At 42.3% G+C, this 18,719-nt stretch carries 15 protein-coding genes; 10 read left to right on the top strand and 5 right to left on the bottom strand.

Annotation, left to right across the window (positions count from 1 at the left end):
- The first annotated feature begins 80 nt into the window (after positions 1-80).
- From nagA to pepC, 7 genes are all read left to right on the top strand, one after another.
- Positions 81-1,232 (top strand): N-acetylglucosamine-6-phosphate deacetylase, encoded by a 1,152-nt coding sequence (gene nagA / locus ACLV7W_RS00995; RefSeq protein ID WP_001134549.1) that lies wholly within the window; start codon positions 81-83, stop codon positions 1,230-1,232.
- A 345-nt stretch (positions 1,233-1,577) separates the two neighbouring features.
- Entirely contained in the window at positions 1,578-5,969 is a 4,392-nt protein-coding gene (locus tag ACLV7W_RS01000; RefSeq protein ID WP_411865269.1) for a PolC-type DNA polymerase III, read from the top strand.
- 23 nt (positions 5,970-5,992) lie between these two features.
- Positions 5,993-6,145, top strand: a complete 153-nt coding sequence (locus ACLV7W_RS01005; protein ID WP_411865270.1) for a hypothetical protein — start codon at positions 5,993-5,995, stop codon at positions 6,143-6,145.
- A 23-nt stretch (positions 6,146-6,168) separates the two neighbouring features.
- Positions 6,169-7,410 (top strand): aminopeptidase, encoded by a 1,242-nt coding sequence (locus tag ACLV7W_RS01010; protein ID WP_411865271.1) that lies wholly within the window; start codon positions 6,169-6,171, stop codon positions 7,408-7,410.
- 9 nt (positions 7,411-7,419) lie between these two features.
- Positions 7,420-7,650: a GlsB/YeaQ/YmgE family stress response membrane protein gene (locus ACLV7W_RS01015; protein WP_000901572.1), complete on the top strand. Its 231-nt coding sequence runs from the start codon at positions 7,420-7,422 to the stop codon at positions 7,648-7,650.
- A gap of 313 nt (positions 7,651-7,963) precedes the next feature.
- Positions 7,964-8,686, top strand: a complete 723-nt coding sequence (locus ACLV7W_RS01020) for a pseudouridine synthase (protein ID WP_261050905.1) — start codon at positions 7,964-7,966, stop codon at positions 8,684-8,686.
- A gap of 111 nt (positions 8,687-8,797) precedes the next feature.
- Positions 8,798-10,132: an aminopeptidase C gene (gene pepC, locus ACLV7W_RS01025; RefSeq protein ID WP_411865272.1), complete on the top strand. Its 1,335-nt coding sequence runs from the start codon at positions 8,798-8,800 to the stop codon at positions 10,130-10,132.
- Positions 10,133-10,186: 54 nt separating this feature from the next.
- Here pepC and ACLV7W_RS01030 read toward each other — a convergent pair whose 3' ends face one another.
- From ACLV7W_RS01030 to ACLV7W_RS01050, 5 genes are all read right to left on the bottom strand, one after another.
- Positions 10,187-11,098, bottom strand: coding sequence for a PTS system mannose/fructose/sorbose family transporter subunit IID (locus tag ACLV7W_RS01030; RefSeq protein ID WP_000136858.1), 912 nt, complete (start codon positions 11,096-11,098; stop codon positions 10,187-10,189).
- A 14-nt stretch (positions 11,099-11,112) separates the two neighbouring features.
- Complete coding sequence (locus ACLV7W_RS01035) at positions 11,113-11,925, bottom strand: PTS mannose/fructose/sorbose transporter subunit IIC (RefSeq protein ID WP_001280328.1); 813 nt, start codon at positions 11,923-11,925, stop codon at positions 11,113-11,115.
- Between the two features lie 76 nt (positions 11,926-12,001).
- A complete protein-coding gene (locus ACLV7W_RS01040) occupies positions 12,002-12,991 on the bottom strand; it encodes a PTS sugar transporter subunit IIB (protein WP_411865273.1) in 990 nt (329 codons plus the stop codon).
- Positions 12,992-13,225: 234 nt separating this feature from the next.
- Positions 13,226-14,245, bottom strand: coding sequence for an alcohol dehydrogenase AdhP (gene adhP, locus ACLV7W_RS01045; RefSeq protein WP_000649186.1), 1,020 nt, complete (start codon positions 14,243-14,245; stop codon positions 13,226-13,228).
- Positions 14,246-14,469: 224 nt separating this feature from the next.
- Positions 14,470-15,282: a Cof-type HAD-IIB family hydrolase gene (locus ACLV7W_RS01050; RefSeq protein WP_261034202.1), complete on the bottom strand. Its 813-nt coding sequence runs from the start codon at positions 15,280-15,282 to the stop codon at positions 14,470-14,472.
- Between the two features lie 189 nt (positions 15,283-15,471).
- Here ACLV7W_RS01050 and ACLV7W_RS01055 point away from each other — a divergent pair, with 189 nt between their 5' ends.
- The 3 genes from ACLV7W_RS01055 to folP all read left to right on the top strand — a co-directional run bounded on the left by ACLV7W_RS01055 (position 15,472) and on the right by folP (position 18,718).
- A complete protein-coding gene (locus ACLV7W_RS01055) occupies positions 15,472-16,890 on the top strand; it encodes an NCS2 family permease (protein WP_094753051.1) in 1,419 nt (472 codons plus the stop codon).
- Between the two features lie 52 nt (positions 16,891-16,942).
- A complete protein-coding gene (locus tag ACLV7W_RS01060; protein ID WP_261034204.1) occupies positions 16,943-17,650 on the top strand; it encodes a CPBP family intramembrane glutamic endopeptidase in 708 nt (235 codons plus the stop codon).
- A 93-nt stretch (positions 17,651-17,743) separates the two neighbouring features.
- Positions 17,744-18,718 carry a dihydropteroate synthase gene (folP, locus tag ACLV7W_RS01065; protein WP_261034206.1) on the top strand — a complete coding sequence of 325 codons (975 nt, stop codon included), beginning with the start codon at positions 17,744-17,746 and terminating at the stop codon, positions 18,716-18,718.
- The last annotated feature ends 1 nt before the right edge of the window (position 18,719 follow it).

Raw genomic sequence — 18,719 nt, forward strand, 5'->3', positions numbered from 1 at the left:
ATTTACAAATGAATCAGAAAGGTTTATAATGTAATTGACATAATAAATATCAAAAGTAATCTTTTAAGGAGGTCATTATTATGCCTAATTACGTTAAAGCGGATCAGTTTTTCTATCCATTTGGCATTCGTCGCGGTGGGTACTTAGAACTTGTTGATGGCAAATTTGGGAAACATGTGGATCAAATTCCTGAAGGAGCAGAGGTTCTTGACTATACTGGTTATAGCATTGCACCAGGTCTTGTGGATACTCATATTCATGGATATGCAGGTGTAGATGTGATGGACAACAACATTGAAGGTACATTGCATACTATGAGTGAAGGACTTCTTAGTACCGGTGTTACCAGTTTCTTGCCCACAACTTTAACAGCCACTTATGAGCAATTGCTTGCAGTCACTGAAAATCTTGGAAACCATTATAAAGAAGCTACAGGTGCTAAGATTCGTGGAATTTATTATGAAGGTCCATATTTCACAGAAACTTTTAAGGGGGCACAAAATCCAACTTATATGAGAGACCCGGGTGTTGAGGAGTTTCATTCTTGGCAGGATGCTGCAAAAGGGATGCTAAATAAAATCGCTATTGCACCAGAACGTGATGGGGTGGAAGATTTTGTACGTACTATTACAGGTGAAGGTGTGACAGTTGCACTTGGACACTCAGATGCGACATTTGAACAAGCTAAGAAGGCAGTCGATGCTGGAGCTAGTGTTTGGGTACATGCCTATAATGGGATGCGTGGTTTAACACACCGCGAACTCGGTATGGTAGGAGCTATGTATGAGCTCCCACATACTTACGCAGAATTGATTTGTGATGGTTATCACGTAGATCCAAAAGCTTGTGAGATTTTACTTAAGCAAAAGGGGACAGAAAACATCGCTCTTATTACGGACTGTATGACAGCTGGTGGGCTTGAAGACGGTGACTATATGTTGGGAGAATTCCCTGTTGTAGTAGCAAATGGAACTGCACGTCTCAAATCTACTGGTAATTTGGCAGGTTCTATCCTCAAACTTAAAGATGGTATGAGAAATGTAGTCGAGTGGGGTATTGCAAATCCACACGAAGCGGTCATGATGGCTAGCCTTAACCCAGCTAAATCTGTTCACATTGATGATGTCTGTGGTCAAATCCGTGAAGGCTACGACGCAGACTTTATCGTATTAGATAAAGATTTGGAATTGGTAGCAACCTATCTAGATGGTGTGAAACGTTATCAAGCATAAGAGAGAAAGCAGAAGTTAGAGACTGATTTCTTTTCAGATTTTATAAAGGGTAAACTGCACTCCAAAAGTTAGATTTTTTCCGCCTAACTTTCGGGGTGTTTTCGTTATGTGTAAAATAGAGCTACATTCTCTGGATAAATTATTTATCTAACTTTTTTGGGAGTACTGTTATGAAAGTCTTTTAATTTCCTTAAACTCATTATTTTTCTATAAGTAAATCTCCTTAAATGAGTAGTAAAAATATAAATAAGAAAATTCTTTGTTGTCTTGAAGTGGCTTCCTTTTGTCTTTAGAAAATACCTCTAAATATGGTAAAATAGTAGGAGAATAATGTGAGGAAAATGAATGTCAAATAGTTTTGAAATTTTGATGAATCAATTGGGGATACCTACTGAAATGAGACAGGATCCTGCTTTATTACAGGCTGATATTGAGCGAGTTGTGGTTCATAAAATTAGTAGGGTGTGGGAGTTTCATTTCGTATTTTCTAATATTTTACCGATTGAAATCTTTTTAGAATTAAAGAAAGGTTTGATCGAAGAATTTTCTAAGACAGGCAATAAAGCTATTTTCGAAATCAAGACTCTGTCTCAAGAATTTTCAAATCAGCTCTTGCAGTCCTACTATAGAGAGGCTTTTTCTGAAGGGCCATGTGCTAGTCAAGGTTTTAAGTCCCTTTATCAAAATTTGCAAGTTCGTGCGGAGGGGAACCAACTCTTTATTGAGGGCTCTGAGGCGATTGATAAAGAACACTTTAAGAAGAATCACCTTCCTAATTTAGCTAAACAACTTGAAAAATTTGGCTTTCCAACTTTTAATTGTCAAGTAGAGAAAAATGACGTGCTGACCCAGGAGCAGGAAGAGGCCTTTCATGCTGAAAATGAGCAGATTGTTCAAGCTGCTAATGAGGAAGCGCTCCGTGCTATGGAACAACTAGAACAGATGGCACCTCCTCCAGTGGAAGAGAAACCAGCCTTTGATTTTCAAGCGAAAAAAGCTGCAGCTAAACCAAAGTTGGACAAGGCGGAGATTACTCCTATGATCGAAGTGACGACTGAGGAAAATCGTCTGGTCTTTGAAGGGGTTGTTTTTGATGTGGAGCAAAAAGTGACCAGAACAGGGCGTGTTTTGATCAACTTTAAAATGACCGACTACACTTCAAGTTTTTCTATGCAAAAGTGGGTCAAGAATGAGGAAGAGGCTCAGAAATTTGATCTAATTAAGAAAAATTCTTGGCTTCGAGTTCGTGGGAATGTGGAGATGAATAACTTCACACGTGATTTAACTATGAACGTACAAGATGTGCAGGAAGTTGTTCACTATGAGCGTAAGGATTTGATGCCAGAAGGTCAGCGTCGGGTTGAGTTTCATGCACATACTAATATGTCAATCATGGATGCTCTACCAGAGGTAGAAGAAATCGTTGCGACAGCTGCTAAGTGGGGACACAAGGCGGTTGCCATCACGGATCATGGGAATGTTCAGTCTTTCCCACATGGCTATAAGGCGGCTAAGAAAGCGGGAATCCAGCTGATCTATGGTATGGAAGCCAATATCGTGGAGGACCGTGTTCCTATCGTCTATAACGAAGTGGAGAAGGACTTGTCGGAAGCGACCTACGTGGTTTTTGACGTGGAAACGACGGGGCTATCAGCCATTTATAATGACTTGATTCAGGTTGCGGCCTCTAAGATGTACAAGGGGAATGTCATTGCTGAATTTGATGAATTTATCAATCCTGGGCATCCCTTGTCAGCTTTTACTACTGAGTTGACTGGAATTACAGATGACCATGTCAAAAATGCCAAACCACTGGAACAAGTTTTGCAAGAATTCCAAGAATTTTGCAAGGATACAGTCTTAGTTGCCCATAATGCGACCTTTGATGTTGGCTTTATGAATGCCAACTATGAGCGTCATGGTCTTCCAAGGATTAGTCAGCCAGTTATTGATACGCTGGAGTTTGCTAGAAATCTCTATCCTGAGTATAAACGTCATGGTTTGGGGCCTTTGACCAAGCGTTTTGGTGTGGCTTTGGAACATCACCACATGGCTAACTACGATGCGGAAGCTACAGGTCGCCTGCTTTTCATCTTTATCAAAGAGGTAGCAGAAAAACATGGTGTGACCGATTTAGCTAGACTCAACATTGATTTGATTAGCCCAGATTCTTATAAAAAAGCTCGGATTAAACATGCGACAATTTATGTCAAGAATCAAGTAGGGCTAAAAAATATCTTTAAGCTGGTTTCGTTGTCTAATACCAAGTACTTTGAAGGAGTGCCACGGATTCCGAGAACGGTTCTAGATACCCATCGAGAGGGTTTGATTTTGGGATCGGCTTGCTCCGAGGGTGAAGTTTTTGACGCAGTTGTTTCCCAAGGTGTAGATGCGGCGGTTGAGGTGGCCAAGTATTATGACTTTATCGAGGTCATGCCACCAGCTATCTATGCTCCCTTGATTGCTAAGGAGCAGGTTAAGGATATGGAGGAGCTCCAGACTATTATCAAGAGTTTGATAGAGGTCGGGGACCGTCTTGGCAAGCCTGTTCTGGCTACGGGAAATGTCCATTATATCGAACCGGAAGAAGAGATTTACCGTGAAATTATCGTCCGTAGTTTGGGACAGGGAGCTATGATTAACCGAACCATCGGTCATGGTGAACATGCCCAACCAGCACCACTTCCAAAGGCTCATTTTAGAACGACTAATGAGATGTTGGATGAATTTGCCTTCTTGGGAGAGGAACTGGCACGTAAACTGGTTATTGAAAACACCAATGCCTTGGCAGATATCTTTGAACCTGTTGAGGTTGTTAAGGGTGACTTGTATACGCCTTTCATCGACAAGGCTGAAGAAACAGTTGCCGAGCTGACCTATAAGAAAGCTTTTGAGATTTATGGAAATCCGCTGCCAGATATTGTCGATTTGCGGATTGAAAAAGAACTAACCTCTATTCTGGGGAATGGATTTGCTGTGATTTATCTGGCATCGCAGATGCTGGTTCAACGTTCCAATGAACGGGGTTACTTGGTTGGTTCTCGTGGGTCTGTAGGATCTAGTTTCGTTGCGACTATGATTGGGATTACAGAGGTCAATCCTCTCTCTCCTCACTATGTCTGTGGTCAGTGTCAATACAGCGAATTTATCACCGATGGTTCTTATGGTTCAGGTTTTGATATGCCTAATAAGGACTGTCCAAACTGTGGACACAAACTCAGCAAAAATGGGCAAGATATTCCGTTTGAGACCTTCCTCGGTTTTGATGGGGACAAAGTTCCCGATATTGACTTGAACTTCTCGGGAGAAGATCAGCCTAGCGCCCACTTGGATGTGCGTGATATCTTTGGTGAGGAATATGCCTTCCGTGCGGGAACGGTTGGTACGGTAGCTGCTAAGACTGCCTATGGATTTGTAAAGGGCTACGAGAGAGACTACGGGAAGTTTTATCGTGATGCAGAGGTGGAACGCCTTGCTCAAGGTGCTGCCGGTGTCAAGCGGACAACAGGACAACACCCGGGGGGAATCGTCGTTATTCCGAACTACATGGATGTCTATGATTTTACGCCCGTCCAGTATCCAGCAGATGACGTGACGGCTGAATGGCAGACCACTCACTTTAACTTCCATGATATCGATGAGAACGTCCTCAAACTCGATGTGCTGGGGCATGATGATCCGACCATGATTCGGAAACTTCAAGATTTATCTGGGATTGATCCTAATGAAATCCCTATGGATGACGAAGGTGTGATGGCCCTTTTTTCTGGGACGGATGTGTTAGGGGTAACACCTGAGCAAATCGGAACGCCGACGGGTATGCTGGGGATTCCAGAGTTTGGAACCAACTTTGTACGTGGGATGGTAGATGAGACGCATCCGACGACTTTTGCAGAGTTGCTTCAGCTCTCAGGTCTGTCCCACGGTACCGATGTCTGGTTGGGGAATGCCCAGGATTTGATCAAGCAAGGAATTGCGGACCTATCAACTGTTATCGGTTGTCGGGACGATATCATGGTTTACCTCATGCATGCGGGTCTCGAACCTAAGATGGCCTTTACCATCATGGAACGGGTGCGTAAGGGCTTGTGGCTGAAGATTTCCGAAGAGGAACGCAATGGCTACATCGAAGCCATGAAGGCTAATAAGGTGCCAGAGTGGTATATCGAATCCTGTGGGAAAATTAAGTACATGTTCCCTAAGGCCCATGCGGCAGCCTACGTTATGATGGCCTTGCGTGTGGCCTACTTCAAGGTTCACCATCCGATTTATTATTACTGTGCTTATTTCTCTATCCGTGCCAAGGCATTTGATATCAAGACTATGGGAGCGGGCTTAGATGCTATTAAGCGAAGAATGGAAGAAATTGCTGAAAAACGGAAGAACAATGAAGCTTCTAATGTGGAAATCGATCTCTATACAACTCTTGAGATTGTTAATGAAATGTGGGAGCGTGGTTTCAAGTTTGGAAAACTCGATCTCTATCGTAGTCAGGCGACAGAATTCCTCATTGATGGGGATACTCTCATCCCGCCATTTGTAGCAATGGATGGTCTGGGAGAGAACGTTGCTAAGCAGTTGGTACGAGCGCGTGAAGAGGGAGAATTCCTCTCCAAAACAGAACTACGCAAACGCGGTGGCCTCTCATCTACCTTGGTTGAAAAGATGGATGAAATGGGAATTCTGGGCAATATGCCAGAGGATAACCAGCTCAGTTTGTTTGATGAGTTGTTTTAAGAATTAGAACGGAGAACATCTTTATGAAACTAAGAATTTTTGCGGAAGATAGGCCGGCTGAGAAGGTGTTTGAGTATCAATTGGAACTTGCTGATCAAACAATTCTTCTATCAACAGCACTCTTGTCTGGTGTCATTGCTTTAGCAGGATTATTTTCTGCTTTGAAAGAAAAATAAACAAAAAGAAAAGGAAGAATAGAATGGTTTTACCAAATTTTAAAGAAAATCTAGAAAAATATGCGAAATTATTGGTTGCGAACGGAATTAATGTGCAACCTGGTCACACTTTGGCTCTCTCTATCGATGTGGAGCAACGTGAGTTGGCTCACTTAATCGTCAAAGAAGCTTATGTCTTGGGTGCGCATGAGGTGATCGTTCAGTGGACAGATGATGTCATTAACCGTGAGAAATTCCTCCATGCTCCGATGGAGCGTCTGGACAATGTGCCAGAATATAAGATTGCTGAGATGAACTATCTCTTGGAAAACAAGGCTAGCCGTCTTGGAGTTCGCTCATCTGATCCAGGTGCCTTGAACGGAGTGGATGCTGATAAGCTTTCAGCTTCTGCTAAAGCTATGGGACTTGCTATGAAGCCAATGCGCATCGCAACTCAATCCAACAAGGTTAGCTGGACTGTAGCGGCCGCTGCTGGACTTGAGTGGGCTAAGAAAGTCTTTCCAAATGCTGCGAGCGACGAAGAAGCAGTCGATCTCCTTTGGGACCAAATTTTCAAAACTTGCCGTGTCTACGAAGAAGATCCTGTTAAGGCTTGGGAAGAGCATGCAGCTATCCTCAAGAGCAAGGCCGATATGCTTAATAAAGAGCAATTTTCAGCACTTCACTACACAGCGCCAGGGACAGATTTGACACTTGGTTTGCCAAAGAACCATGTTTGGGAATCAGCTGGGGCTATTAATGCACAGGGCGAAGGATTCTTGCCAAATATGCCGACAGAGGAAGTCTTCACAGCGCCTGACTTCCGTCGCGCAGATGGTTATGTCACTTCTACAAAACCGCTTAGTTATAACGGAAACATTATTGAAGGTATTAAGGTGACCTTTAAGGATGGACAAATCGTAGATATCACTGCTGAGAAGGGTGATCAAGTGATGAAAGACCTTGTATTTGAAAACGCGGGCGCGCGCGCCTTGGGTGAATGTGCCTTGGTACCAGATCCAAGCCCAATTTCTCAGTCAGGTATTACCTTCTTTAACACCCTTTTCGATGAGAATGCTTCAAACCACTTGGCTATTGGTGCAGCCTATGCAACTAGCGTTGTTGGTGGAGCGGAGATGAGTGAAGAGGAGCTTGAAGCTGCGGGGCTTAACCGTTCAGATGTTCACGTAGACTTTATGATTGGTTCTGACCAAATGAATATCGATGGTATCCGTGAGGATGGGACACGTGTACCACTCTTCCGTAACGGAGATTGGGCAAATTAAGGAGATAATATGTTAGGAAGTATGTTCGTTGGTCTCCTAGTTGGATTTTTAGCAGGTACTCTGACCAATCGTGGAGAACGCATGGGATGTTTTGGAAAAATGTTTCTCGGATGGATTGGTGCCTTTATAGGCCATTTGCTTTTTGGGACTTGGGGACCGATAATAGCAGGAACTGCCATTATTCCGGCAGTACTAGGTTCCATGATTGTCTTAGCGATTTTCTGGAGACGAGGAAGTTAATTTCTTAAATCTGATACTCAATGAAAATCAAAGAGCAAACTAGGAAACTAGCCGCAGGTTGCTCAAAGCACTGCTTTGAGGTTGTAGATAGAACTGACGAAGTCAGCTCAAAACACTGTTTTGAGGTTGCAGATAGAACTGACGAAGTCAGCTCAAAACACCGTTTTGAGGTAGTAGATAAGACTGACGAAGTCAGTTACATATATACGGCAAGGCGACGTTGACGCGGTTTGAAGAGATTTTTGAAGAGTATGAAACGAAAAGGAGGTTGGTCATTGTACCAGCCTCCTTTTGAGTATGATATAATAGTTCTATGAGATTAGATAAATTTTTAGTTGCCTGCGCTGTGGGGAGTCGGACTGAGGTCAAAAACTTGCTCAAGTCTGGGCGCGTGATGGTAAATGGTAAAAAAGAAAAGTCAGCGAAACTGCAGATTGATGAAGAAAGAGATGAGATTCGCTTTGACGGGCAAGTGTTGGAGTATGAAGAGTTTGTCTACTACATGATGAACAAGCCCAAAGGAGTTATCTCAGCGACTGAGGATCCTAAGCACAGAACGGTTCTGGACTTGCTGGATGATATTGCTCGGAGCAAGGAAGTTTTCCCAGTAGGACGCTTGGATATTGACACGCATGGTCTTTTGCTCTTGACTAATGACGGCAAGCTTGCCCATGCTCTTCTTTCACCTAAGCGTCATGTTGACAAGACATATCTGTCTCAGGTCAAAGGAATTATGACCCAAGAAGATGTGGAGACATTTGCCGAGGGTATTTCTCTCAAAGACTTTAATTGTCAGCCCGCTAAACTGGAGATTGTGTCCGTAGACACAGAAAAAAATCAAAGCCAAATTCGTGTGACCATTGCAGAAGGGAAGTTTCATCAGGTCAAGCGTATGGTGGCCTACTGTGGCAAGGAAGTAGTAGACTTGCAACGTTTGACTATGGGAACGCTAGTATTGGATGAGAACTTAGAACGAGGGGAATGGCGTCGCTTGACCAAGGAGGAATTAGAAAATCTTCTTGCTAGTATTACTTAATTTGGTTTATATTCGAAAAAGGTGAGGAAGAATATCCTTGCCTTTTATGTTTTTCAGTTGCTTACTTTGTGAAAAGAGTTATAATAGACTGTAGAATAAAAGGAGGAATCTATGAACGCGATTCAAGAATCATTTACTGATAAATTATTTGCCAATTATGAAGCAAATGTCAAATACCAAGCGATTGAAAATGCAGCCAGCCACAATGGAATTTTTGCAGCCCTAGAACGTCGCCAAAGCCATGTAGACAATACACCTGTTTTCTCATTGGATTTGACTAAGGACAAGGTAACCAACCAGAAAGCGTCTGGTCGTTGCTGGATGTTTGCAGCTCTTAACACCTTCCGCCACAAACTCATTTCACAATATAAATTGGAAAATTTTGAGTTATCACAGGCCCACACCTTCTTCTGGGACAAGTATGAGAAATCAAACTGGTTCTTGGAGCAAGTCATTGCGACTGCAGACCAAGACTTGACCAGCCGTAAGGTTAAATTCCTACTCCAAACACCACAACAAGACGGAGGTCAGTGGGATATGGTGGTGTCTCTCTTTGAGAAATACGGTGTCGTTCCTAAGTCGGTTTACCCTGAATCTGTTTCATCTAGCAGTAGTCGTGAGCTAAATGCCATTCTCAACAAATTGCTTCGTCAAGATGCTCAAATCTTGCGTGACTTGCTCGCTTCTGGTGCAGACCAAGCGACTGTTCAAGCTAAGAAAGAAGACCTCTTGCAAGAAATCTTTAATTTTCTTGCTATGTCCCTAGGCCTTCCACCACGTAAATTTGACTTTGCTTATCGCGATAAGGATAACAACTACCAAAGCGAAAAGGGTATTACACCACAAGAGTTTTACAAGAAATATGTCAATCTTCCTCTAGAAGACTACGTTTCTGTTATCAATGCCCCAACTGCTGATAAGCCTTACGGCAAATCTTACACAGTTGAGATGTTGGGGAATGTAGTTGGTAGTCGTGCAGTTCGTTATATCAACGTACCGATGGAACGCTTGAAAGAATTAGCGATTGCCCAAATGCAAGCAGGAGAGACTGTTTGGTTTGGTTCTGATGTCGGCCAACTCAGCAACCGTAAAGCTGGAATCCTTGCGACAGATGTTTATGACTTTGAATCAAGCATGGATATTAAACTTACCCAAGACAAGGCTGGACGTTTGGATTACAGTGAGAGCTTGATGACCCACGCTATGGTCTTGACAGGTGTTGACTTGGATGAAAATGGCAAATCAATCAAGTGGAAGGTTGAAAACTCATGGGGAGACAAGGTCGGTACAGATGGTTACTTTGTTGCCTCAGACGCTTGGATGGATGAATACACCTACCAAATCGTTGTTCGCAAAGAATTGCTGACAGCAGAAGAACAAGCGGCTTATGAAGCAGAACCAATTGTGCTTGCACCATGGGATCCAATGGGAGCCTTGGCTGAATAAAAGCATAGAAAAAAGGAATCAGGTTTAGTACCTGGTTCCTTTTAAGTTGCTTGATTACATGATACCGAAGAAACGAGCTGCGATACCTACTGCAAAGAGTGCAAGGATGATTGAGATTGGTGATACTTTTTTCTTAAGCAACCACATGCAAAGGAAAGTAAGGAGAAGTCCCATCAATCCTGGAATCAATGAGTTCAACTGACCTTGAAGGGTTTGTGGTTGAATCTTATCTAAGCTCAATCCACCAAGTGCTTGACCAAGGATACCTTTCAATTCAGCACCTGATACAGGACCTTCTGGGAAGTTGATGTAGGCACCTTCAGCTAATTGTTTACCTGGAAGGTTAACAGTGAAGTTAATAGATACCCAACGTTGTACAAGAACGGCAAGGATGAACATACCAAGGATAGAAGCACCTTTAGTGATGTCTTTCAAGATACCACCAGACATGTCTTTAGTGATTTCAGATCCAGCCTTGTAACCAAACTCTTGTGTGTACCATAGGAAGGCCATACGGATCGCATTCCATCCGAAGAAGAAGAGGAGTGGACCAACCAAGTTACCAGACGCAGCAAGTGATGCACCAAGAGCTCCAAGGATAGGACGAACTGTAAACCAGAATACTGGGTCACCGATACCAGCAAGAGGTCCCATCATACCGATTTTAACCCCTTGGATAGCAGCGTCGTCGATTTCAACACCGTTAGCACGTTCTTCTTCAAGTGCAAGAGTAACCCCCATGATTGGAGCAGCTACGTATGGGTGAGTGTTGAAGAACTCAAGGTGACGCTCAAGAGCAGCAGCTTGGTCTTCTTTAGTAGTGTACAATTTTTTGATAGCTGGGATCAATGAGTAAGCCCAACCCAAGTTTTGCATACGCTCGTAGTTCCAAGAACCTTGAAGGAATTGTGAACGCCACCAAACTTTTTTACGATCTGATTTTGATAATTGAAGTTTTTCAGTCATGATTGTTCCCCTTTCTAGTAGTCTTCTAGGATATCACCGATTGGGTCGTTAGAAGTCGCAGCTCCTCCGCCACCGTTACCACCTTGTTTTGAAAGGTTAAGGTAGATGAAGGCAAGGGCAACACCGACTACACCAAGGGCAATCAAAGTCAATTGAGAAATGGCAGCAAAAGCAAAACCGATTGCGAAGAATGGCCATACTTCACGAGTTGCCATCATGTTGATAACCATAGCGTAACCAACGGCAACGACCATAGCACCACCGACAGCCATACCACCGTTCAACCAGTCTGGCATCAATTTAAGAGCATCTTGAACGGCAGAAGCTGGGATAGCGATAAGGAAGGCAGCAGGGATCGCAATACGAAGACCTTGAAGAAGAAGTGCGATAAAGTGAGCACGTTCAACAGCTGCAATATTTCCTTCTTTAGCAGCAGCATCTGCAGTGTGAACCAAACCAACTGAGATTGTACGAACAATCATTGTCAAGAAAAGTCCAGCTACGGCAAGAGGGATAGCTGTTGCTGTTGCGACGGCAATACCTTCAGTAGTAAAGTTACCACCTTTGATCAAGATGATTGCTGCGGCAACAGATGCAAGAGCAGCGTCAGGAGCTACGGCAGCTCCGATATTTGCCCAACCAAGGGCGATCATTTGAAGTGATCCACCAAGCATAACCCCTGCTTCAAGGTTACCAGTTGCAAGTCCGATAAGGGTACATGCGACGATTGGTTGATGGAATTGGAATTGGTCGAGGATACCTTCAAGACCTGCAAGGAAGGCAACAACTACAACCAAGACAGCAGAAATAATTGAAATATCTGACATGGTTTTATTCCTTTTCTATTTAATGATAATAAAGTGAAAAATTTTCTTAGAATTCTTCGATAGTTATTGATGTCTATTATTGAACGTTGGCTTTGTTAATCAAGTCAAACAAATCTTTTTTGGTGTCGTTTGGTACTTTACGTACGTCAAATTCAACACCGAGGTCACGCATTTTTTCAAATGTAGCAACGTCATCTTTGTCCATAGACAAAACGTTGTTGACCATTGTTTTACCTGTTGAGTGAGCCATTGATCCTACGTTAAGGGTCTTGATTGGCACGCCACCTTCGATTGCACGAAGGGCATCTTGAGGTGTTTCAAACAAGATAAGGGCATGTGTTTCTCCAAAGCGTGGGTCTTTTGCAACCTCGATCAATTTTTGAATTGGAACTACATTGGCTCTGACATTATTTGGAGCTGCTTGTTTAATCAATTCTTTACGAAGATCGTCGTTGGCAACGTTATCTGAAGCAACGATGATGCGGTCTGCTTTTGAATCTGGAGTCCAAGCAGTTGCAACCTGACCGTGAAGTAAACGAGTGTCTAGACGGGCAAGGTTAATCTTGAGTTTTCCATCTCCGATAACAGTTCCTTCTGGAATAGCAGCTTGGGCAACTGGAGCAGCTGCAGCGCTTGCTACTTCCTCAACTGGGTTGAGCTCTTCTGGAAGAGCCTTGATGCCATCTCTGGCTTCTTTAATGATATTAGCAGCGACTTTTTCTACACCTGCAGTAGCGTCCATGAGGCGCTCTGTGTAGGCTTGAATTAACATCGGTAAGTTAAGTCCTGTGATGATGGCAAACTTACGCTCAGGATTTTCTCCCATCACGCGGCTAGCTTGGTTAAATGGAGATCCACTCCAAAGGTCAGCCAAAACTAGAACCTCATCTTCTGCGTCAAATGCAGCAACAGCGTTATTAAACTTAGCGTATAGATCATCAGGACCTTCATTTGGCATAAAGGTTACAACTTGAACCTTTTCTTGTTCACCAAAGATCATAGATCCTGACTGATGAATACCCGCAGCAAATTCGCCGTGGCTCGCAATAATGATTCCGATACTCATTATTGTCATTCCTCCTTTTTTGTTTTAGTTTTCGTTTAAGAAAACTTTAAGACTTTTTAAGTATAAACCGTTTTCATCTAAAAATCAACTATTTATCATAAAATAATTAAAGAGATTACATCTGAAAATATTGATATATTGAGTTTTAGAGAAGTTTTTTTGAATTCTTATTTAAAAATTTAATATAAAAAAGTTGGAAGCGTATTCCAACTTTTAAAATAGGTTTCTATTAGATTAGTGGGTGAAATCGAGTACCATACGTCCTTGGATTTGACCTTTTTCCATTTCGTCGAAAATGGCTACGGCATCTTCGACTGGACGTTTTTGAACAACTGGAACTACCAAACCTTCAGCACCGAATTGGAAGGCTTCTTCCAAGTCTTTACGAGTTCCAACAAGAGAACCAATAACTTGGATTCCATCTAGAACGGTTTTGACGATACTGAGTTCCATCATTTCAGAAGGGAGACCGACAGCGACGACGCGACCACCAGCACGAACTGAGTCAACAGCCTGGTTGAAGGCAACTTTAGATACAGCAGTTACGACAGCTGAATGAGCTCCACCATCAGTTTTTTCCTTGATGAGTCCAGGTACATCTTCAACTTCTAGGCCGTTAATCACAATGTCAGCGCCTACTTCTTTTGCAAGAGCAAGTTTGTCGTTATTGATATCAACTGCGATGACATGAGCATTGAATACTTTTTTAGCGTATTGAACAGCTAGGTTACCAAGTCCACCAGCACCGTAAAGAACAACCCATTGGCCTGGTTCAACTTTGGCCTCTTTAATGGCTTTATAGGTTGTTACACCAGCACATGTGATAGAAGAAGCTTGGGCTGGATCAAGTCCGTCAGGAACTTTAACAGCATAGTCTGCAGTTACGATACATTGTTCAGCCATACCACCATCTACTGAGTAGCCGGCATTTTTCACTGTACGGCAAAGGGTTTCGCGACCAGTTGTACAGTATTCGCAAGTGCCACATCCTTCAAAGAACCAAGCAACGCTGACGCGGTCACCGACTTTAAGGCTTTTCACATCTGGGGCAATCTCTTTAACGATACCAACACCTTCGTGACCTAGAACACGTCCTGGTACTTGACCAAAGTCACCATGGGCAACGTGGAGGTCAGTGTGGCAAACACCACAGTATTCAATTTCTACAAGTGCTTCCCCAGTTTCAAGTGGACGGAGTACTTTTTCTTCAACAGCAACACCAGTGCTTTCTGGATTTACAACAACAGCTTTCATAGCTATCCTCCTTGATATTAACTGAGAGCAGGAGAAACAGGACTGGATTGATTTTGTGTCAACAGAGTCGAGTATGACGAGCTCTCTTGTATTTATATGTGAAGTATATCACAAAAGAAAGCCTTTTCCAAGGTTTTGGAGGCAAAAAATAGAACAATCGATTAACTGGTTGATGAGACTGTGAAAAGAGCACAAAGACCAGCTTGCAAGCTGGTCAGAATGGACTATAAGAATAAATCTTGCAGGGTTTTGGCAACCCCGTCTTGGTCATTTGTCAAGGAAATTTGCTCATCTGCATAGGGGAGTAGCTCTGGGTTGGCATTTTTCATGGCATAACCTTTCCCAGCAAAAGCTAGCATTTCGGTATCATTGTGTTCATCTCCAAAGGCAATCAAATCCTTTTTGTCGCGGTTCATTACCTTGAGCAAGTAGTCCAAAGCAAAGGCCTTATTAACTCCTTTGGGTGTACACTCAAGGATATTAAGCGGACCTCCCCAGGTATTAATAGAAAGTTGATGCTGGTAGAAGGCGTTCATTTCTTTTGCCAAGGCATATTTGTCACTGGCTCTGGTCTGTAAAAGAATACAGTTAGGATCCTTGGTTACTAACTCAGGCTGGAATTGATCTTCAGGCTGGAAAGCTTCTACACCAAATAGTTTAGGATTGGCAATTTTTTCATTAGGATTTGTAATGTAGAATTTTTTACGATATTCTCCAGCGATAAAATCGGCTTGAATGTCCTCTGAACGTTGAACCATGTCTAGCAGATATTTTTTGTCTACGGTTAAACACTTTTCAAAGTTCCAAACTTGGTCTGGTAAATGAGTGAGGGAGCCGTTGAAGTTAATCATAGGAGTGTCTAAGCCCAGTTCACGGTAAAAATCTTTTGACATACGGTAAGGGCGACCTGTCGTAATAATAACCTGATGGCCTTTTTCAGTAATCTTTTTGATGGTTTTTTTGGTAAAGTCAGAAATTTGACTGTCTGAGTTGAGTAGGGTTCCATCCAGGTCAACTGCAATAATTTTTTTCGTCATAGGGACCTTTCTAGTGTCTTTTCAGATAAGATGTCTACTATTATAACAGAAAGCAGGCAGAAAAGCAGATTCCAAACAAAAAATGAAATTGGATCAGTTTCTTAAATAAATCAAACAAAGATATTGAAAAAGTGAATGATAAATGATATAATTCTATTATTGTTCGTAAAAATTAAAAGGAGATTGATAATGGACAAATTATTTAAACTAAAAGAGAACGGTACAGACGTTCGTACAGAGGTTCTCGCTGGTTTAACAACTTTCTTTGCAATGAGCTATATTCTCTTTGTAAACCCACAAATGCTTTCACAAACAGGGATGCCTGCTCAGGGTGTCTTCCTAGCGACGATTATTGGTGCAGTAGCGGGTACCTTGATGATGGCTTTTTACGCTAACTTACCTTATGCCCAAGCACCAGGTATGGGATTGAATGCCTTCTTTACCTTTACAGTTGTATTCGGGCTTGGTTATTCATGGCAACAAGCCCTAGCTATGGTCTTCATCTGTGGGATTATTTCATTGATTATTACCTTGACAAATGTTCGTAAAATGATCATTGAATCGATTCCAAATGCCCTTCGCTCAGCTATTTCAGCCGGTATCGGTGTCTTCCTCGCCTATGTAGGGATTAAGAATGCTGGACTTTTGAAATTTACGATTGATCCAGGTAACTATACTGTTGTAGGAGAAGGGGCTGACAAAGCTAAAGCAACGATTGCAGCGAACTCTTCAGCGGTTCCAGGATTAGTTGACTTTAATAATCCAGCTGTTTTGGTGGCTCTTGCAGGACTTGCTATCACAATCTTCTTTGTTATCAAAGGAATTAAAGGGGGAATTATCCTCTCTATCTTGACAACAACTGTTCTTGCTATCGCAGTTGGTTTGGTAGATTTGTCTAGTATCGATTTTGCTAATAACCATGTTGGTGCAGCCTTTGAAGATTTGAAGATAGTTTTTGGTGCAGCTCTTGGTTCAGAAGGTTTGGGAGCTTTGATTTCAGATACAGCTCGCTTGCCTGAAACTCTGATGGCCATTCTAGCCTTCTCATTGACAGATATTTTTGACACGATTGGTACCTTGATCGGTACAGGTGAAAAAGTTGGTATCGTAGCGACAAATGGTGAAAACCACCAATCAGCTAAGTTGGACAAGGCTCTTTACTCTGACTTGATTGGTACTTCAATTGGTGCCATCGCTGGTACTTCGAACGTAACGACTTATGTTGAGTCTGCTGCTGGTATCGGTGCAGGTGGACGTACTGGTTTGACAGCCTTGGTCGTGGCAATTTGTTTTGCGATCTCAAGCTTCTTTAGCCCACTGTTAGCTATCGTACCTTCATCTGCTACAGCTCCAATCTTGATTATTGTTGGAATTATGATGCTTGGTAGCTTGAAAAATATCCATTGGGACGATATGGCTGAAGCGGTTCCTGCTTTCTTCACATCTATCTTTATGGGATTCAGCTACTCTATCACTCAAGGGATTGCAGTTGGTTTCTTGACTTACACTTTGACTAAGCTTGTCAAAGGTCAAGCTAAAGATGTTCATGTCATGATTTGGATTTTGGATGCCTTATTTATCCTTAACTATATTAGCATGGCCTTATAATAGGATTACCCAGGGGGATTTTTCCCCTTTTTTAATACAAAGGAGATAGGTGATGAAAGAGAAAAATATGTGGAAAGAATTATTGAATCGTGCAGGTTGGTTGTTAATCTTTTTGCTGGCGACAATTTTATATCAGATTCCTATAGGGGTTACTGCTATTTTAACTTTAAATGCAATACCACTGTTGCAGTCAGGGTTGATAGTTGCTGGTATTTCGATTGTAGTTCTGGCACTATTTATTATTGGAGCTCGTAAAACGCAGTTAGCAAGTTTTAATTTTTCTTTTTTTAGAGCGAAGGATTTGGCACGTTTGGGCTTGAGTTATTTAGTTATTATCGGGTCAAATATACTTGGATCTATCTTGTTACAACTGTCAAATGAGACGACAACAAGTAACCAGTCTCAGATTAACGATATGGTTCAGAATAGTTCTCTGATTTCCAGTTTCTTCTTATTGGCCTTGCTTGCTCCAATTTGTGAGGAAATCTTGTGCCGTGGGATTGTTCCTAAAAAGATTTTCCGAGGAAAAGAGAACTTGGGATTTGTAGTTGGTACGATTGTCTTTGCTTTATTGCATCAACCAAGTAATTTACCTTCTTTATTGATTTATGGAGGTATGTCGACAGTTCTATCTTGGACGGCTTACAAGACCCAACGTTTAGAAATGTCTATCTTACTTCACATGATTGTGAATGGGGTTGCTTTCTGTTTGTTGGCTCTCGTGGTGATTTTGAGTCGGACATTAGGGCTTTCTGTTTAAGATTTTTGACAATTGCTTACTTGTTTCTACTGGGAAAAAGATGAATTCAATCGTGTCCATCTTTTTCTTTTTATGGTAAAATAGAGAAATAATATGGTGAAAAGCCTTGAGGGAGTGACCGATATGTCAAGTAAAGCAAATCATGCAAAAACAGCTATTTGCGGAATTATCAATGTAACCCCAGACTCCTTTTCGGACGGTGGTCAATTTTTTGCTCTTGAGCAAGCACTCCAGCAGGCTCGTAAATTGATAGCAGAAGGGGCTAGTATGCTAGATATTGGCGGAGAATCGACTCGGCCGGGAAGCAGCTATGTTGAGATAGAAGAGGAAATCCAGCGTGTTGTTCCAGTGATTAAAGAGATTCGCAAGGAAAGTGATGTCCTCATCTCTATTGATACTTGGAAGAGTCAGGTGGCAGAGGCTGCTTTGGCTGCTGGTGCCAATATAGTCAATGATATCACTGGTCTTATGGGTGATGAGAAAATGGCGGATGTGGTTGCTAAGGCTGGTGCGAAAGTAGTCATTATGTTTAATCCAGTCATGGCGCGACCTCAGCATCCTAGCTCGCTCATATTTCCTCATTTTGGATTTAATCAAGCTTTTACAGAGGAAGAGTTAGCTGACTTCGAAAAATTGCCAATCGAAGACTTGATGGAGGCTTTCTTTGACAGAGCCTTAGCGAGAGCGAATCAAGCTGGAATCGCACAAGAAAATATCCTGTTGGATCCAGGAATTGGCTTTGGTCTGACCAAGAAAGAAAATCTGCTTCTTTTACGGGATCTGGATAAACTACATCAGAAAGGATATCCAATCTTTCTCGGAGTGTCGCGCAAGCGGTTTGTCATCAATATTCTTGAAGAAAATGGTTTTGAAGTCAATCATGAGACAGAACTTGGTTTCCGCAATCGAGATACGGCTTCGGCTCATGTAACCAGTATTGCTGCAAGACAGGGTGTAGAAGTGGTGCGCGTGCATGACGTAGCTAGTCACAGGATGGCAGTTGAAATTGCCTCCGCCATTCGTCTAGCTGATGAAGCGGAAAATCTAGATTTAAAACAATATAAATAAG

The organism is Streptococcus mitis, assembly GCF_965111735.1.
In the GTDB taxonomy this organism is placed as follows: Bacteria; Bacillota; Bacilli; order Lactobacillales; family Streptococcaceae; genus Streptococcus; species Streptococcus mitis_DR.

What these genes read in the sequence shown, in the direction of transcription:
- adhP (WP_000649186.1), bottom strand. Translation starts at nt 14,245, where the DNA reads ATGAAAGCTGTTGTTGTAAATCCAGAAAGCACTGGTGTTGCTGTTGAA.
- ACLV7W_RS01040 (WP_411865273.1), bottom strand. Translation starts at nt 12,991, where the DNA reads ATGAGTATCGGAATCATTATTGCGAGCCACGGCGAATTTGCTGCGGGT.
- ACLV7W_RS01020 (WP_261050905.1), top strand. Translation starts at nt 7,964, where the DNA reads ATGAGATTAGATAAATTTTTAGTTGCCTGCGCTGTGGGGAGTCGGACT.
- ACLV7W_RS01035 (WP_001280328.1), bottom strand. Translation starts at nt 11,925, where the DNA reads ATGTCAGATATTTCAATTATTTCTGCTGTCTTGGTTGTAGTTGTTGCC.
- ACLV7W_RS01030 (WP_000136858.1), bottom strand. Translation starts at nt 11,098, where the DNA reads ATGACTGAAAAACTTCAATTATCAAAATCAGATCGTAAAAAAGTTTGG.
- ACLV7W_RS01000 (WP_411865269.1), top strand. Translation starts at nt 1,578, where the DNA reads ATGTCAAATAGTTTTGAAATTTTGATGAATCAATTGGGGATACCTACT.
- ACLV7W_RS01050 (WP_261034202.1), bottom strand. Translation starts at nt 15,282, where the DNA reads ATGACGAAAAAAATTATTGCAGTTGACCTGGATGGAACCCTACTCAAC.
- ACLV7W_RS01005 (WP_411865270.1), top strand. Translation starts at nt 5,993, where the DNA reads ATGAAACTAAGAATTTTTGCGGAAGATAGGCCGGCTGAGAAGGTGTTT.
- pepC (WP_411865272.1), top strand. Translation starts at nt 8,798, where the DNA reads ATGAACGCGATTCAAGAATCATTTACTGATAAATTATTTGCCAATTAT.
- ACLV7W_RS01015 (WP_000901572.1), top strand. Translation starts at nt 7,420, where the DNA reads ATGTTAGGAAGTATGTTCGTTGGTCTCCTAGTTGGATTTTTAGCAGGT.
- ACLV7W_RS01060 (WP_261034204.1), top strand. Translation starts at nt 16,943, where the DNA reads ATGAAAGAGAAAAATATGTGGAAAGAATTATTGAATCGTGCAGGTTGG.
- ACLV7W_RS01010 (WP_411865271.1), top strand. Translation starts at nt 6,169, where the DNA reads ATGGTTTTACCAAATTTTAAAGAAAATCTAGAAAAATATGCGAAATTA.
- ACLV7W_RS01055 (WP_094753051.1), top strand. Translation starts at nt 15,472, where the DNA reads ATGGACAAATTATTTAAACTAAAAGAGAACGGTACAGACGTTCGTACA.
- nagA (WP_001134549.1), top strand. Translation starts at nt 81, where the DNA reads ATGCCTAATTACGTTAAAGCGGATCAGTTTTTCTATCCATTTGGCATT.
- folP (WP_261034206.1), top strand. Translation starts at nt 17,744, where the DNA reads ATGGTGAAAAGCCTTGAGGGAGTGACCGATATGTCAAGTAAAGCAAAT.